Source organism: Bacillus sp. NPDC094106 (assembly GCF_044764345.1).
GTDB lineage: Bacteria > Bacillota > Bacilli > Bacillales > Bacillaceae_G > Bacillus_A.
Genome location: NZ_JBIWHY010000024.1, coordinates 1 through 14,312, shown reverse-complemented (window position 1 = coordinate 14,312; position 14,312 = coordinate 1). Strand labels below are relative to the sequence as shown.

Sequence of the window (14,312 nt, the reverse complement as noted above, 5' to 3'; positions counted from 1 at the left end):
GTGTTATCCATGAGTAAGTTAGAGCGAGTAGTAAGAGAGGCAAAGATAGACAGTATTATAAAAAGCCCACAAAAATCAACAGAAGAAAATTCGCTATATCTAAAAAGAAAGATGCAAGGAGATAATCTTCAAGAACCTCTGGAATCCATCAATAAGGAACCATCTTTATTGGAAGAACAAACGTCGATTATGTTAGATATTATCAATGACAATACAGAGGATAATGACATTCGATTGTATTATATTTCTGAATTACTTAATGATGGGAACATTTCAGTAGAAAAAGCTCAAGAGTTATATGTTTCTATGGGGTTCTTCCAAAAGAATATGAAAGATGTGAGAGCGATGTCTTTACAGACATTAAATAAAAGATGGGCAGAGAAGAGGAAAGTATAGTCCTCATAAAATGAAAGACCTATACATGGTTTGTATGAAGAAAATATTAAGAGAGAAAAGGGTATCAAATGTAGGAAAATATTTATTTTTAAAAAAATAAAAAGAACAAATTATTATTTTTATCTATGTAAAATAATGTAATTAAATCTTGGTTCGTAGTAGAATAGAATAATAGCTTTATATCATTTAACCAGGGGGAAAAAGAATGGGACAGATGGTAAAAAAGAAGAATCATTTTGATATAAGATATAAGAGATATCTTAGAAATTCAATAGAATATAACACAAAGCGAAACATACTGAGTGCTAAAAAGAAAGATGAAAAATATGATAAGTCTATATTAACGCACCTGCCAACATTTGAAAATATGAATCAAACGATGATTGGAAGTCAATTATTTAATCTGTTGTATCAGGCCAGGCATGATTCGCAAAAGTACATGAAAAATAGAATAGAAACTTTGAAAGATATTTATGCTTATGTAGTTGACAATAAAGCTTGGTATGATTTATGGAAGACAGTCTCTATCATGGAGAATGGTGTTCAAGAAAAATCCAACGTTGTTGATTTTCAAGTAGCAACAGAGATGTGCGATATGATTAGATTAATGTTACCTAATTCGAAGTGGATAGTAGGTCTTAAAGACAAGCAAACACCTCTGATACAAGAGTTGCCTTTTTATATTAATGAAAAAGTGTTAACCTTTATTGAATCTGAAAAAACGGTAGGTAGGAAAAAGGGAAGAGAACTTTATAAAATTCAAGTGATGTCCGTTGATTTATTCAATTATTACACTCGTTCATTCGGAGTATATAATAAGGATGTGTTAGATTTACTGCCTATTAGAGGGATAAATTATTCTCTGGTTCCTTCTATTTCTTTACCGAGGAATATAGCGAATTGTGATGAATTAATACATTTTATTTTTAATAATAGAAAATACACAATGAATCCCAATGGTGTAGTGATAGATTGTCATAATTGTGGTGATATTGAGCAGATTATATTTGTTGAAAAAGAGAATTATCTATTATGGAAAGTGCGATTTAGTACAAAAGGATATCGCATGAATCATAAAGGGGATTTGATTGAAGATTCAACTGGCTCAGATTTTTGTGGTTATTTCAGTCCCGATTTATTCCCACGTAGTACTTTTTCTGAGTACACAGATTATATTGATTTTGAATTTAATGTTTATACGTTTTTATTGGAGTGTTACGCAGATATAGTGTGTGGTTCTAATGAACTGAATAAACGATTTGATAGAGATGTCGTAAATATGGGAATCATGAGTATGTTAGAAAATGAAAATAGTGTCATAAAAAAACAAGTAGGCATTCGATTTATACCAAGGAAAATACATAATCGAATAAAAGATGCTTCAAAGACCACTGTCGAATATGAGAAAGAAGTCCAAAAGTATTTTGTTGCAGGGCATCTTAGAAAACTTCCAGAAGGGCATAGCCCAAGTAAAGAAGCTTTGGAACATGCACAAGAATTCGGGATTGAATTATCGGAAGGATATACCTTTGTACGACCATATGAATCGGGAGAAGAGAAAATACGAACTCATTACGTAAAAACATTATAATGATGTGTTTGTTAGTAATATTTGTAGAGGCATAAAAATATTAGATAGTTTGAAAAAAAGTCCATTGCGTTTATAATGCAGTGGACTTTTTTATTTTTTTACTATAGTTAATAAAAATATTGATTTTCATAAAGCTTGGTTGTACAATTATTCTGTTGACTATTGTCAATTAGAACTGAACTTTACAAAGAAGGAGATTATCTATAATGGCAACAAAAAAAGAAATTCAAAAGATGTTAAATCTATTAGGTCGTAAAAATTTTGTGGTACTGGATATTGAAACCAGTGAGTTATCTCCTACAAAAGGTGGACGTATTATTGAAATCGGTGCAGTTAAATATATAGATGGGAAATTAGTGGATACATATAGTCAATTGATTAATCCTGAAATGAAAATTTCTAACAAAATTACAAAGTTGACAGGAATCACAAATGATATGGTGCAAGGGAAGCCAGTCTATGGTCAAATATTACCTGCCTTTTATCAATTCATCGAAGATTTTTTAATCGTAGCCCATAACGCTAAGTTTGATTGGAATAGATTCTTACTTTTCTATTTCGATAAAGTGGGTATTCATCCAACAAATGAGGTGTTAGATAGTATTGCTGTATTTAAGCATTTTTGTCCAGGAAGAAAAAAGTACAACTTAGATGAGTTTTGTACGACATTTGGTTACTTAAATAAAAATCACCATAGAGCATTTGAAGATGCGAAAGCAACAGGAGAGTGTTTATTAGAGCTTAAACGTATATTTTCTGAAGAAATACCTAATGTAGAAGAAGAACAGATTGTTCCTGCTAAAAAGGTAGTTCAACCAGAAATCTTTGTGAAACGAGTGAAGTATTGGGAGAAAAAAGTTTTCAGTACAACGTTAATGAAGCGACTGTATGTAAATATCAACGATAAAAAAAACTACGGAACAGTGTATTTCGATATTCCTACACAAACTTGGTATAACAATAATTTTCCAAGTCAAGTCAACCTTGAGATGGTTAATGAAAAGGTTCTAAAGTTTTTAAACTTAAATTCAACTGTTGAATTATGTTCTTTTAAAAATTGAATTTTATCAATATAGAGTTTTTCAAATTTAATTTTTGTGAAATTGACGCTAATTACAGCGTACAGAAGTTAAAAATAAACATAAGCGTTATTTGGTAGTAAACGTGCCATTGTAGGGGAGGAACGACAATATGGATATAAGAAACATAAAAACCAAACTTTACTTGGATTTTATAGAAGCTGTTGCAAAGGAAAATATTAAGTATATACAAAAAGAAACAAGTGCTAAAAAAGCGATGGATAGTATTGGATTATCAATTGAAAAATTAAGTGATGAATTGAAATTAATACAACCTATAAAAGAAAATAACAATTGAACAAAAGCGTTAATTGAATTTGTAGAAAGGTGAGGTTAACGAAGTGGATTCTAAATTAATTATAAATGTAGGTAAAGTTTGCTTATGTCGGGCTATGCATGGCGAGAAGGTAAATATATCGGAGGTAGCCGAAAAATATTCAGTTACCGAAGAACATTTAATGGACATAATCAATTGTTTCAAGAAATCTACCAGATTTTATAATGCACATAAATACCATAGTCATAATGGATGCCCTTTGGAATTTAAAATTTAAATGGAAATTTTATTTAGTTTAGTTGTAATTAAAATTGAATTTTATTGAGAAGGGTGGTGATTTATAGCATAAGAATGGCAAGAAGAATGATTTTGAAATGTAAAAGAGTGGATAATTTCGAATTTATAGAAGGAGTGAGTTATACCTTTAGAAATGGATTTAAAAATGTGACTATCGAAAAATTAAAACGATATCATGTAAAAATAAATTTGTTAGTTAAGTAGTTTTATAACAAAAGAGTTATTTAAATCGAAAAGAGGAATAGTTAATGAGTAATCATTGTACAAAGATAGAGATTGCAGAAGAACTATTAAAAAACACTCCTAATATCTACATGCAAAAAATAATACAAGAATATCGCTGGTACTGTGATTTTATAGAAAAAGGAGAATTTGAGTGTGGTGAAGATACTATATTAATACGTTTCCATAATTGTATCTCATATATAAAGGAAGTGGGATTTGATATTAGAGGGTGGGGACTATGGGAAATTCCAATCTATTATTCACATTGTTTTTTTAATAAGAATACGGGAAAGTGGTTTGATTTAGCTGTTTGGGATATAGGTGAAGTGATACCAACATATATAGATGGCTGTTCAAATGAACAGATTGCAAAAAGTATAGAAGAAGCTATAAAAAATAATACAATTTGAATTTTATTAAATAAGGAGAGATGGAAAATGAGAAAAGTGGAAATCACAGTAGAAGAAAGAATTAAAAGGAAAATATCTTATGATTTTATATTGCCAGAACATGTATCAGAAAATCAGATGAACATCATAATTGCCCGTGTAGAAAGTCGTTCTGATTGTGCTGATGATGTTGTACATTTGTTGCAAAAAGAAATACCTAATTTGAAAGTGCAAAAAGTAGAAGAAACAGACTTGAATTTTGATGATGCTGAAATAATTAGTTACGACCTAAAAGAAAACTAAACCAAAGCGTTATCTGGTGGGAAAGGATGGTAGCGGTATGAAGTTGGTGTTTCCACCGTTGAAATTGATACAGGAACACTTGTTAAATGTGTAGTTAAGAAAACATTTATTGTTTATTATGAGATTCCACCATTAAGAGCAATTATGAATGTTGAAGTTAAGGCGGCGAATGAAAACGAAGCAATTGAAATAGCTATGGAACGAATAAGCGTTTCAGAAAGAATTAAAGGAACGCAAATCAAATAATAAATTGTACAAAAGCATTAATGTATAGAGTTTAATACAATTTGAAATTGGTAGAAAAGTAGGTGAGCCATATTGAATGTAGTTAAGTATATTCAAGAAGCACCAGATGGGAACATTAAGTGCTTATATATAGACTTCTTAAACTTTCGTATTTTAATAGCAATAAGCAAAGTTAATTGGTATACAAAAGACGTAAAAAGAAAGATTCCTATATGGGTTAGCACTAAAGGAATTTTCATATATAGACTTGCCATAAGAATCGGAAGAAGAACATAACAAAAGTGTTATTGTATCACAGTTTGAATTTTGTAGAAAGGGTGGGAGAAAAATGAGGTATCTTCGACGTAGGCAATTAACTAAGTTAGGAAAATATTTAAACTTCAATTATAAAAATTTTGATATGGGTTATATGCGAGATGTTCATAGAAGAATGTTTAAATAAAGTCTTCAAAAGATAATTTGAACTTTGTAAAAAAAAGGGGGAGCGGGAACATGAAATCAAGACGTAAAAAAGCGTTAGCAAGATTACAAGGAAATCAGGCACAGGTAAATGATATAGAAAGTATGATTATAAAAATCATGGCGTTAGCTTTGCAGGTGAATAAAGAAACGGAATACTGTGTATTTGTAAGCTTGCAGGGTCACGTAGATTGGATTGACTTTAGTATTCGGGAATCAGAAGAAAATTATGAAAATCATCTTTTGGATGTGGATTTTGTAAAAGTGAAGGGGGATGACCGTTTTAAAGATATCATCTATCAATTAGAACATATTTTAGAATTTGGCACGTTAGATGATTCTGCTTTACAGGAAAGGCATGGAGTTGTTGGATATACGTTATAAAGCAAAAACTAAACAATAGAGTTAATACACTTTTGATTTATTTAAAGGGAAAGGCATAGAGCCATCATATGGAAGGGGGATGGAGATGAAATTAGCTGTTTTAAATGGTGGGTTAAAAGAGTATAAGTTAAGGCGGGTTCCGAAAAAAATTAGAATCGAAAAAGCTTCATCAGAACATTTATGGTACCACAAATTAATTTGTCAAGAATTTGATGTAGCCGATATTGACCCATATGGAAATGTTCGAATTCATACCAATGTAGAGTTGAAACATTCGGGTTGGTTACGACTAAGTGATTGTACGATTTTAGAATAAAACATTTTAATATAAATTAAAAAAATTTTGTGATATAATTGACTATAGTCGATGAAAAAAGTAGGTGGATTTATGATTTTTGAAGCAACGAAGAATGATATTCGAAAAGCCTTTCAACTCATTGTTGAAATGTTGAGTGGTAAAGAATCGTCAGATGATGAGTTCGGTTCATTTACTATGATTGCTAAAGACGAAAAAGTAGTCTTTATTGGAGAATGTGAGGACTTTCCGATTATGACTTTTGTAAATCAAGCAAAGGTTATTATAGAGGGGACAGTTACGGTGTCTATTGACGAAATCATGAATAAATTTAAAAGTTCATTCAAGAAAAACGTTCTTTTAGCAATTGAATCAACAGGACAAGCTTTAAAGATAGATGATGGACTTTCCAAACCACAAGAAATTAGCATCATCTATAACCAGGATAAAAAGCCTTTTGATATTTCTGATAGTAAATTATTTTTAATTAGCAAAGAAGTATTTCATAACAGTATTTGCGAGTGTTCAGTCGCTGTCAAAAATACACATCTTAAGGGAACAAGTTACTTGAAAGTAAATGTGGGAGAAAAAGTTGAATTCTATGCAACAAGTTTACATCAAATTATAAAAAAATCAGTAGAAGCAGAGATATGGAATAAAGCAAGTTTCTTTATTGAAAAAGATGTTATACCTCGTATGAACCGTTTATTCAAAAAAGATAAATCCGAAAATATAAAGTGTTTTTTAGATAAGAAAGAGCTTTATGTTGTTACGGATGAAATGAAGTTTAAAGTGAGTATCGAGGAGAGTGTTCCTTTCCCAGGAGTCGAAAAAGTAATGAATTCTATTATACATAAAGATGTTTTTGAAGTGAACAGAGTAGATACTCTTTCTCGTATCAAAGTAATAGATTCCTATTATAAGGAAAAAGAAATAAAAGATACAAAAGACACAATCATTCTCGTTACCCTAAATGAACCGTTTGAAGTAATTCATCCTGCATTAGAAGAGGGATTGGAGGAAGGTTATGATGAAGGCTTGATAGAAAGTGAAGCTGAAACAGTCGAACAACCACTTTTGAAGATACAGTTAAGAGAAGAGGACGTTGCTACCCTATTACCTGGCAACATAGGGATTTTTCGCTCTGAAGAAATAATATCCTTTAGCTGTGGTACAAGTATGAAATATGGCCTTTTAAAAAGCGTAATAAAAGGCATTACAAAAGATGAGTTAGTTATCTATAATGCGGATTCAATTGGATGTGTAAAAGAACCTCTGGTTATTGAGTATAAGCAGGAACAAAATGGTCACTATCAATCATTGATTATGCCAGTTGTGAAAGGCTGATAAGGAGGTTTTTTAATGGAAACAAGGGAAGAACGAGGTATGAAAAAAGTAAAAGAAAAAAACAAGAAAAAAAGTTCAAAAAAAAGAACAGTTTTAAAATTCTTCTTAGGTACAGGGGTGTTATCACTTGTAGGAGCCAGTGGTGTTTTTGGATATGGCTACTATAAATATGGTGATGATATTGCAGAGTCTATTCAGAAAGGTTATAGCAAAGTAAGTAAGATTAATGCCTCTACTTTTAATAGCCGAAAATCAACACAAATTCTTGATAAGGATGGAAACTTATTAAAAGAGTTGAAAGTGCAAGAATTTGCTTATGTCCCTTCTAAAGATATGAGTCCGTTCGTTGAAAAAGCGTTTGTTTCAATTGAAGATGAACGTTTTTATGACCACAAAGGAATTGACTTTAAAGGATTGTTACGTTCAGTCTATACATTTGTTAAGAGTGGAGGAGGGACAGTGCAAGGTGGTTCTACAATCACTCAACAGTTAACCAAGAACGTATTTTTAACAATGGATAGAACCATGTGGCGTAAAATTGAAGAGATGGTAATTGCACAGGAATTAGAAGAAAAATACTCAAAAAAAGAAATCATGGAGTTTTATGTAAATAACATCTACTTTGGTCATGGTAAATATGGTATTGAAACTGCTTCGCAATACTACTTTAGCAAGTCAGCAAAAGACTTAAAGCTTTCTGAAATTGCTATGCTTGCAGGTGTACCAAATAATCCGAGTGTTTATGACCCTATCAAACATCCTGAAAATGCGAAAAAAAGAAGAAACATTATTTTATTCAAGATGAAAGAATTGGGTTATATCAAGGATAAAGAGTACAAAGATGCTGTTGCAGAGGAATTAGGCTTACATGTAAGTCCAAATACTATCAATAATCAAATTGAGGGTAGTGCTCTTACGTATGCAATTGATAACGCTGTAAAAGTGTTAATGGAGGAAGATGGTTTTAATTTCCGCTATCAATTTAAAGATGATGCTGATAGAAAATCTTATTTTGAGAAATACCAAGAAAAATACGATGAAATGCGTCAGAAGATTGTTCAAGGTGGATTTAAAATTGAAACGTCTATTGACCCGAAAAAACAAGAAGAGCTTCAATCTGTTGTTGATAATGAAATGAAAAAATTCAAAGAAAAAGACGAACAATCAGGAATTTACATGAAACAATCTGCTGTAACAACAATAGACAATGCAACTGGAGAAGTCGTAGCATTGGTTGGTGGCAGAACACAGGAAGGAAATAACTTTAACCGAGCTTATTTAGGTGCAAGACAACCAGGTTCTACAATGAAGCCTTTAGTTGCTTATACTCCTGCTTTTGAGCGGGGATATTCTCCAGATAGTGTTCTTGAAGATAGCGAAGTAAAAAAAGGACCAAGAAACTGGTACAGAGGTTATCGTGGTGCTGTTTCAGTCAGAAATGCTGTTGAAAGTTCGATTAATACGATTCCATTTAAGTTAGCATCTGAATTTGGTGGAGACACAATCACTCAATATCTTACAAATATGGAGTTTAAGTATTTAACTCCGCAAGATAATAATCCGATTATAGCGGTAGGTGGATTAACAAGAGGTGCTACAACGGTAGAAATGGCTTCTGGATATTCTTCGATTGCAAGAAATGGTCAGTTCATTCGACCAACAAATGTTCGGAAAATTACATTCTTGTCTACGCAAGATACTATTTATCAAAATGATAGAAAAACAGTAAAGGTGTATGACAAAGGTGCATCGTATCTTATGACTGATGCTTTACGTTCTGTTATTCATGGAGAACAAGGTACAGGTAAACAAGCGAATATGAGTAATTATCCATTTACAGCAGGTAAAACAGGTACAACGGATAGTAACAAAGATTCATGGTTTGTAGGATACACTCCTTATTATACAACTGCTGTTTATACAGGTGATGACATACCAAGAGAACAATCAGATTCTATTAGCATCACAACAATGGACATTTGGAGAAAATTCATGGAACAAATTCATGAAGGATTAGATGTTAAAGATTTTGACAAGCCTGATACGGTTTTTGTACAGGATGGTAAATTGGTAAACAGTTTGTATAATGTGAAGCAAAAACAAAAAGTGCGTGAACAAAATGAAGCGAAACGAATTCGAAAAGAGGCGAATGCTCAACAAGAACGTTTAGATGCAGAAGACTATCGGATTCTTCATGGATTAACAAAATCAGAGGAGTTGGAAAGAGAAAGATATATGAAAGAGTTAATTACTCAACTCAATGATTTTTCTGCTACAGAGCCTTCCCAATATGATGCAGTTAAACAATTAGAAGAAGACGGTTTAAAACGTTTAGATAGAGTAAAACACAAATCTGCTTATGATGATTTAAAAGTAGAATTCAATAAAGCGGTTCGAAAAGTTGCAAGAGATAAAGCAATCTTAGAGGAAAAAATCCGACAAGAGAAATTGGCCGAAGAAAGAAGAAAGCAAGAAGAAGTCCGAAAACGTCAAGAAGAGGAACGTAGATTGAAAGAAGTGGAAGAAGAAAAGAAACTTGCAGAACAAAAACTCTTAGAAGATGCAAAGAAAAAAGAAGTTGAGGCATCTAAAAAGGAAAAAGAGACAAATAAAGCACAAGCACCTGTAAGTAATCCTACTCCAGATACTACGGTTCAAAATCCAGTAGAAGTTCATAAAGAGGAAAAACCATTGGAACAATCGCAGAATCAAGGACAACCTTCTGATGCTTCATCAAGCCCTCCGAATCCAGAGCAGCCTTTGCAACAAAATACGCAGGGACAATAGTTTAAGCAATAGAACAGGTGATTGGAAGAACATTGCCTGTTCTATTTATATTTCATACCGTTTAGTAGAGTTTTAGCAAATAAAAACAATATTAGATATGTGGTGCAAGTGCAAAATAATGTCTTTGAAAATAGAATAGATTATAAGGAGATGAAGACTCTTGAGTAAAATGTTTGATATAAAAAATAAAAAAGTTTTGATTGGTATGATTGGAGTAATTGTTTTATTAATAGGTATGATTATTGGTGGTGTAATGATGTTATTTAAGGAAAAATCAGTGAATTCAACCAGTTTATCATTTGATAACCTCATTAAGGTAGAATATAAAGTGGCAAACAAAGAAATTTTAAAAAATGCTGTAAAACTTGTCATTACTTCTGATAAATTGAATGAAGAGGACATGAAAGAACTTACTGATAAAGTACGACAACTCACTCATAAAAATGTGGAATTATATTTCTTTGATAATAAAGAAAAAAGGGATATTCCTAAAGAATTTTATGTAGATGGACTAAAAAATAAAGCAATAGCTAATGATAAACATCTTCAGTTTTACACCTTTAATAGTATTCCTACTGTGGATAAAAATATGAATGCAACAAAAGATTGGAAAATTAATAAGGCTGAAATGAAAGACGGAATTCTTCACGTAGAGACATCTATAAAAAGTAATAAAGAACAAGAAGATATTGTAGCTCAATTAAAGGGGCTTCAGGACATGTCTCAGAAATTAAATGCTGATAAAAATGTAAAAGATATTGAATTTACTGTTAATGCAGGGATTTCTAATACATATCAGTACAATACAAGGTTTAGTACAGTTTTAGCAACTGTAACGCAATATGATTATAAAAGCACAAAATAATTATATAGAATAATAGAAAAAAAGGTTGCGTGTATATCACGTAACCTTTAATTTTTATATTCAGTTTTTATATCTTCGGTTCTTACTTTAAATGAAGATTCAACTGTTCTTTCAGATACTTTATGGTTTTTGAATTCTCCAGGAATGAAATTACTTAATAAACTCCACTCTAAATCAAATTCTAACTTAATGGTAATGTCTTTCCCTCTGTCTTTTAAAAGAGTGTTTGTATTTTTTGTGAGTTTCTGTCCATCAATATACATTACCCAATCAGATTCTTTTAAGCCTGAGCGTTCTAAAGAGTTTTTAACATTTTCATATAAACTTTTAGAACTAATATACTCTTCTCTAAAGTTCTCAGGAGCTCTTGTCCGAATTCCACCTTGGGCACCTACTACCCTGGCAACATAAGCGTTTGTTGATGAAACGGAATTGATTTTACTTAAAATAGCTGAAAGGTCAATAAATGCTCCAACAGCCATAATGAATAACATTGCAGAAATTGCAATTTCAATTGATGCAACTCCCTTTTTATTTCTCCTTAAATTTTTAAACCGTTTTTTTATGTTCATTTTTAATCCTCCCCGATTTTAATATAATGTATTATATATAGTCAATAAGAAGAATATAAAAAATAATGGTTTTATGATAGAACTTTTATCGAGTGTATATGTATGCATATTTTTGACTTTGATTAGCTATAATGTATTTAAAAAAAGAGTAAAGAATAATCGAGGTGATAATATATGACAAAACAAAAAAGTTTTATTGAGAAATTGATGAATATCCCTGTTGATTTTTTGCTAAGTTATAATGGAGAGTATGGACATGTAAAGAGAAAGAGGAAATAATGAAAATCCAATAACTCAAACTATAAATGAAAAGGAGCATTACGCTTATCAAATGATGAGTCGTAACGCTCCTTGTGTTTGTTTTTACGGGAATAAGAACCTTTACCTTTTTTTACTTGGTGTTTTCCGTTTCCTCGTTTTATTTCGTTTAAATGCTCATGGATATTTTCAACTTTAGATTTCCAGTGTCCACCTTCTATTTTGATTGTCATTTTCTTCACATTAATCACCTCATTAATTTTTATATATTCTATTATAGTTGATATAATACATATTCGTAAAGTATTGTTTACCGACAGAACAAGGGTTTTATTATTTATGTTTATAGTTTAGTTGAAGAGTTACTATAATAAGTAGATTATTATAAAACAGGTATTTAATAAAATTATTCAATAGGGAGAGGTTTTATTATGAAAAACGTACAATTACAAAATGCTGTGGAAAAGATGGTAAACTACTGGAATGCGATTCCTACTTCTGCTGTTGAAATTATTTTTACTCATGAAAATGCTAAGGGTAATAATGTTGAAGCGTTAACAGAAGATGGGCATAAATTTAGTTCAGAAATTGTAGCATATCCAACGATGTATATGATGTCTTCCTCTGCTGAAGAAGATTGGGTACGAAACAACATTGAAATTATGAGAGACTTGGGGATTAATGTCTATGAATCAGAGTCATTAGGCATTGTAATAGGTGTTGATAATGTTGGCTATGATATGAATGAAGAACATTGGACTCCTTTGTATGAAGCAATGGGGTATGAATGGCATTTACATAGAAATTAGTTGGCAAATGGTTGAGGAATTTATTTTCTCGACCTTTTTATATTTTTAGGATGAATCATCTATAATATATGGATTATAAGAAAACAGGTATTTGAAAAATTTATTGAATAGGGAGAGATTTTATTATGGCAAAATTTTATGTAACAATGACAGATACATTTTTAGGCGGTTGGGGAGAATCAGAAGGAAAAATAAATAAATTAATTTTCGAATGTGATTCTTATGCTGAAGCTGAGATTGTAGCAGAAAATGCTAAAAATCGTTCGGATATGAAATATGTAAACATTGTATCTAAAAAACCATATTTTAAAGAAGCTAAATATTTTGTACAAGTAAAAACAAAAGAAACATCTGGTACTTGGTATAAAAAAGATTACTTTGCAGACCAAGTCGCTTAATTAAGTGAATCGGAATTTTAGGTATTCAATTAATTTAAAAAAGGAGTGTTTTAAAATGATTCTTAGTACAATTAATTCTTTATTGGGTAAAAAAGGTTCAATGATTCGAAAAAATGGTGTGATTGAATTTTGTTCTGCTGACAAGCAGACATATATTGATAATGAGCAGGAGATAGTAAATACGATAAAAGATTTTGTTGAAAATTTCAGCATTGATTTTTTAAATGAAATTAAAGTGTATCGTGGAAGACACTTAAATATTCATATTCATCAAGTTAATGTCGGTGCCTTTACTTATATCAATCAAAAGATAGATAGAGATAGTATTGGTGTAAGTGGTACTATTCATGTGAATGGTATGAAGCAAAATTTTACTATTTATTATAAAGTTAGTAGGTTTGCAGATAAGCAAATGAGAATTAGAACAGTAGGATTACCAAATAGAAATATAGAAAATGAAAATGTTAAGCAATTACTAAAAGAGCAGAAAGTATTGCTAAAAGCCTTAAAAAGAGAAACAAAAAAAGTTGTTAATGCTTAAATAGAAAAACTCGCTTATATAAGCGAGTTTTTTGTATTATCTATGATGAATTTATGTCGTTGGATTGTTTTTTAGAATTGTAACTCTTGTCTTATTTTTCCCAGGAACCTTTAGCTTATTATGAATATTAAAGCCATTTGTTCTTTTTAATGTATGATGGGCAAAACAATCACCATTCTCTCCTAAAACAACCAATTTCCCCTTTGGTGTTAAAACCCGCAGTATTTCTTGTTTCAAATGTTCAAAGTTTGATGGAATATTATCTTCCCTCAATGTTGCCTTTATCAGTAGTGTTTCGATAGGTGTATTCTCATATGTAAATATTACAGAAAGAGTTTCCTCAATGTTACAGAGTTCTAATGCCATGACAAACGTACCATGGATTTCATTTTCTAATCTTTTATACCCTTTTGGATAAGAGTTTTTGCTGAATCTCTCTAACAGTTCAAAATTAGCTTTACAGAAGAGAAATTCGTAGATTTTATCATGAATGGAATTTCTGTTTCCTTAGAAAAGTAGTAAGGTATAACCAAATGTTCAATTGTTACAAAATTATTATTTTGCACAGAATATACTTCATTGGTTTCTGTATCTCTTTTATATGATTCGAGCCAATGAAAATCGCCTTTGTCTACGCTTTTAAAAGGTTCGGTAGAAATAATACTGCCAAAATAATCAGGCTTTGAAGTAATAATGCTAATGAACCTCCCCCACTTAGCAAAGCTTGAAGTGGGGGTTTCTTATTGACCATAGAATATATATCTTAGTAAGAAGGAAAGGGTTTGCCTTTTCTT

General features: G+C 31.1%; 17 protein-coding genes. 14 read left to right on the top strand and 3 right to left on the bottom strand.

Features of this window, described 5'->3' with window-relative positions; translation table 11 throughout:
- The first annotated feature begins 9 nt into the window (after window positions 1-9).
- From ACIQ7L_RS24795 to ACIQ7L_RS24745, 11 genes are all read left to right on the top strand, one after another.
- Window positions 10-396 (top strand): hypothetical protein, encoded by a 387-nt coding sequence (locus ACIQ7L_RS24795; RefSeq protein WP_400572431.1) that lies wholly within the window; start codon window positions 10-12, stop codon window positions 394-396.
- 205 nt (window positions 397-601) lie between these two features.
- Complete coding sequence (locus ACIQ7L_RS24790; protein WP_400572429.1) at window positions 602-1,987, top strand: hypothetical protein; 1,386 nt, start codon at window positions 602-604, stop codon at window positions 1,985-1,987.
- Window positions 1,988-2,193: 206 nt separating this feature from the next.
- Complete coding sequence (locus ACIQ7L_RS24785; protein ID WP_400572427.1) at window positions 2,194-3,048, top strand: 3'-5' exonuclease; 855 nt, start codon at window positions 2,194-2,196, stop codon at window positions 3,046-3,048.
- 130 nt (window positions 3,049-3,178) lie between these two features.
- Window positions 3,179-3,364 carry a hypothetical protein gene (locus tag ACIQ7L_RS24780; RefSeq protein WP_400572426.1) on the top strand — a complete coding sequence of 62 codons (186 nt, stop codon included), beginning with the start codon at window positions 3,179-3,181 and terminating at the stop codon, window positions 3,362-3,364.
- Window positions 3,365-3,888: 524 nt separating this feature from the next.
- Window positions 3,889-4,275, top strand: coding sequence for a hypothetical protein (locus ACIQ7L_RS24775; RefSeq protein ID WP_400572424.1), 387 nt, complete (start codon window positions 3,889-3,891; stop codon window positions 4,273-4,275).
- 27 nt (window positions 4,276-4,302) lie between these two features.
- A complete protein-coding gene (locus ACIQ7L_RS24770) occupies window positions 4,303-4,557 on the top strand; it encodes a hypothetical protein (protein ID WP_400572423.1) in 255 nt (84 codons plus the stop codon).
- 738 nt (window positions 4,558-5,295) lie between these two features.
- Entirely contained in the window at window positions 5,296-5,646 is a 351-nt protein-coding gene (locus ACIQ7L_RS24765; protein WP_400572421.1) for a hypothetical protein, read from the top strand.
- Window positions 5,647-5,731: 85 nt separating this feature from the next.
- A complete protein-coding gene (locus ACIQ7L_RS24760) occupies window positions 5,732-5,962 on the top strand; it encodes a hypothetical protein (protein WP_400572419.1) in 231 nt (76 codons plus the stop codon).
- A gap of 72 nt (window positions 5,963-6,034) precedes the next feature.
- The gene (locus tag ACIQ7L_RS24755) at window positions 6,035-7,288 is read left to right on the top strand and encodes a hypothetical protein (RefSeq protein ID WP_400572417.1); all 1,254 of its coding nucleotides are present in this window, start codon (window positions 6,035-6,037) and stop codon (window positions 7,286-7,288) included.
- 15 nt (window positions 7,289-7,303) lie between these two features.
- Window positions 7,304-10,075: a transglycosylase domain-containing protein gene (locus tag ACIQ7L_RS24750; RefSeq protein WP_400572415.1), complete on the top strand. Its 2,772-nt coding sequence runs from the start codon at window positions 7,304-7,306 to the stop codon at window positions 10,073-10,075.
- A gap of 169 nt (window positions 10,076-10,244) precedes the next feature.
- Window positions 10,245-10,940 carry a hypothetical protein gene (locus tag ACIQ7L_RS24745; RefSeq protein WP_400572552.1) on the top strand — a complete coding sequence of 232 codons (696 nt, stop codon included), beginning with the start codon at window positions 10,245-10,247 and terminating at the stop codon, window positions 10,938-10,940.
- A gap of 47 nt (window positions 10,941-10,987) precedes the next feature.
- Here ACIQ7L_RS24745 and ACIQ7L_RS24740 read toward each other — a convergent pair whose 3' ends face one another.
- Window positions 10,988-11,512, bottom strand: coding sequence for a hypothetical protein (locus tag ACIQ7L_RS24740; RefSeq protein ID WP_400572414.1), 525 nt, complete (start codon window positions 11,510-11,512; stop codon window positions 10,988-10,990).
- A gap of 299 nt (window positions 11,513-11,811) precedes the next feature.
- On the bottom strand, window positions 11,812-12,003 hold the full coding sequence (locus ACIQ7L_RS24735) for a hypothetical protein (RefSeq protein ID WP_400572550.1): 192 nt from the start codon (window positions 12,001-12,003) through the stop codon (window positions 11,812-11,814).
- 198 nt (window positions 12,004-12,201) lie between these two features.
- Here ACIQ7L_RS24735 and ACIQ7L_RS24730 point away from each other — a divergent pair, with 198 nt between their 5' ends.
- The 3 genes from ACIQ7L_RS24730 to ACIQ7L_RS24720 all read left to right on the top strand — a co-directional run bounded on the left by ACIQ7L_RS24730 (window position 12,202) and on the right by ACIQ7L_RS24720 (window position 13,518).
- Complete coding sequence (locus tag ACIQ7L_RS24730; protein WP_400572412.1) at window positions 12,202-12,579, top strand: hypothetical protein; 378 nt, start codon at window positions 12,202-12,204, stop codon at window positions 12,577-12,579.
- A gap of 125 nt (window positions 12,580-12,704) precedes the next feature.
- Window positions 12,705-12,977, top strand: coding sequence for a hypothetical protein (locus ACIQ7L_RS24725; RefSeq protein WP_400572410.1), 273 nt, complete (start codon window positions 12,705-12,707; stop codon window positions 12,975-12,977).
- A gap of 55 nt (window positions 12,978-13,032) precedes the next feature.
- The gene (locus ACIQ7L_RS24720; protein WP_400572408.1) at window positions 13,033-13,518 is read left to right on the top strand and encodes a hypothetical protein; all 486 of its coding nucleotides are present in this window, start codon (window positions 13,033-13,035) and stop codon (window positions 13,516-13,518) included.
- A gap of 51 nt (window positions 13,519-13,569) precedes the next feature.
- Here ACIQ7L_RS24720 and ACIQ7L_RS24715 read toward each other — a convergent pair whose 3' ends face one another.
- A complete protein-coding gene (locus tag ACIQ7L_RS24715) occupies window positions 13,570-13,884 on the bottom strand; it encodes a hypothetical protein (protein ID WP_400572406.1) in 315 nt (104 codons plus the stop codon).
- Window positions 13,885-14,312: the final 428 nt, after the last annotated feature.

Coding starts and splice junctions, on each gene's coding strand:
- ACIQ7L_RS24795 (WP_400572431.1), top strand. CDS start 10: ATGAGTAAGTTAGAGCGAGTAGTAAGAGAGGCAAAGATAGACAGTATT.
- ACIQ7L_RS24790 (WP_400572429.1), top strand. CDS start 602: ATGGGACAGATGGTAAAAAAGAAGAATCATTTTGATATAAGATATAAG.
- ACIQ7L_RS24785 (WP_400572427.1), top strand. CDS start 2,194: ATGGCAACAAAAAAAGAAATTCAAAAGATGTTAAATCTATTAGGTCGT.
- ACIQ7L_RS24780 (WP_400572426.1), top strand. CDS start 3,179: ATGGATATAAGAAACATAAAAACCAAACTTTACTTGGATTTTATAGAA.
- ACIQ7L_RS24775 (WP_400572424.1), top strand. CDS start 3,889: ATGAGTAATCATTGTACAAAGATAGAGATTGCAGAAGAACTATTAAAA.
- ACIQ7L_RS24770 (WP_400572423.1), top strand. CDS start 4,303: ATGAGAAAAGTGGAAATCACAGTAGAAGAAAGAATTAAAAGGAAAATA.
- ACIQ7L_RS24765 (WP_400572421.1), top strand. CDS start 5,296: ATGAAATCAAGACGTAAAAAAGCGTTAGCAAGATTACAAGGAAATCAG.
- ACIQ7L_RS24760 (WP_400572419.1), top strand. CDS start 5,732: ATGAAATTAGCTGTTTTAAATGGTGGGTTAAAAGAGTATAAGTTAAGG.
- ACIQ7L_RS24755 (WP_400572417.1), top strand. CDS start 6,035: ATGATTTTTGAAGCAACGAAGAATGATATTCGAAAAGCCTTTCAACTC.
- ACIQ7L_RS24750 (WP_400572415.1), top strand. CDS start 7,304: ATGGAAACAAGGGAAGAACGAGGTATGAAAAAAGTAAAAGAAAAAAAC.
- ACIQ7L_RS24745 (WP_400572552.1), top strand. CDS start 10,245: ATGTTTGATATAAAAAATAAAAAAGTTTTGATTGGTATGATTGGAGTA.
- ACIQ7L_RS24740 (WP_400572414.1), bottom strand. CDS start 11,512: ATGAACATAAAAAAACGGTTTAAAAATTTAAGGAGAAATAAAAAGGGA.
- ACIQ7L_RS24735 (WP_400572550.1), bottom strand. CDS start 12,003: ATGACAATCAAAATAGAAGGTGGACACTGGAAATCTAAAGTTGAAAAT.
- ACIQ7L_RS24730 (WP_400572412.1), top strand. CDS start 12,202: ATGAAAAACGTACAATTACAAAATGCTGTGGAAAAGATGGTAAACTAC.
- ACIQ7L_RS24725 (WP_400572410.1), top strand. CDS start 12,705: ATGGCAAAATTTTATGTAACAATGACAGATACATTTTTAGGCGGTTGG.
- ACIQ7L_RS24720 (WP_400572408.1), top strand. CDS start 13,033: ATGATTCTTAGTACAATTAATTCTTTATTGGGTAAAAAAGGTTCAATG.
- ACIQ7L_RS24715 (WP_400572406.1), bottom strand. CDS start 13,884: ATGGCATTAGAACTCTGTAACATTGAGGAAACTCTTTCTGTAATATTT.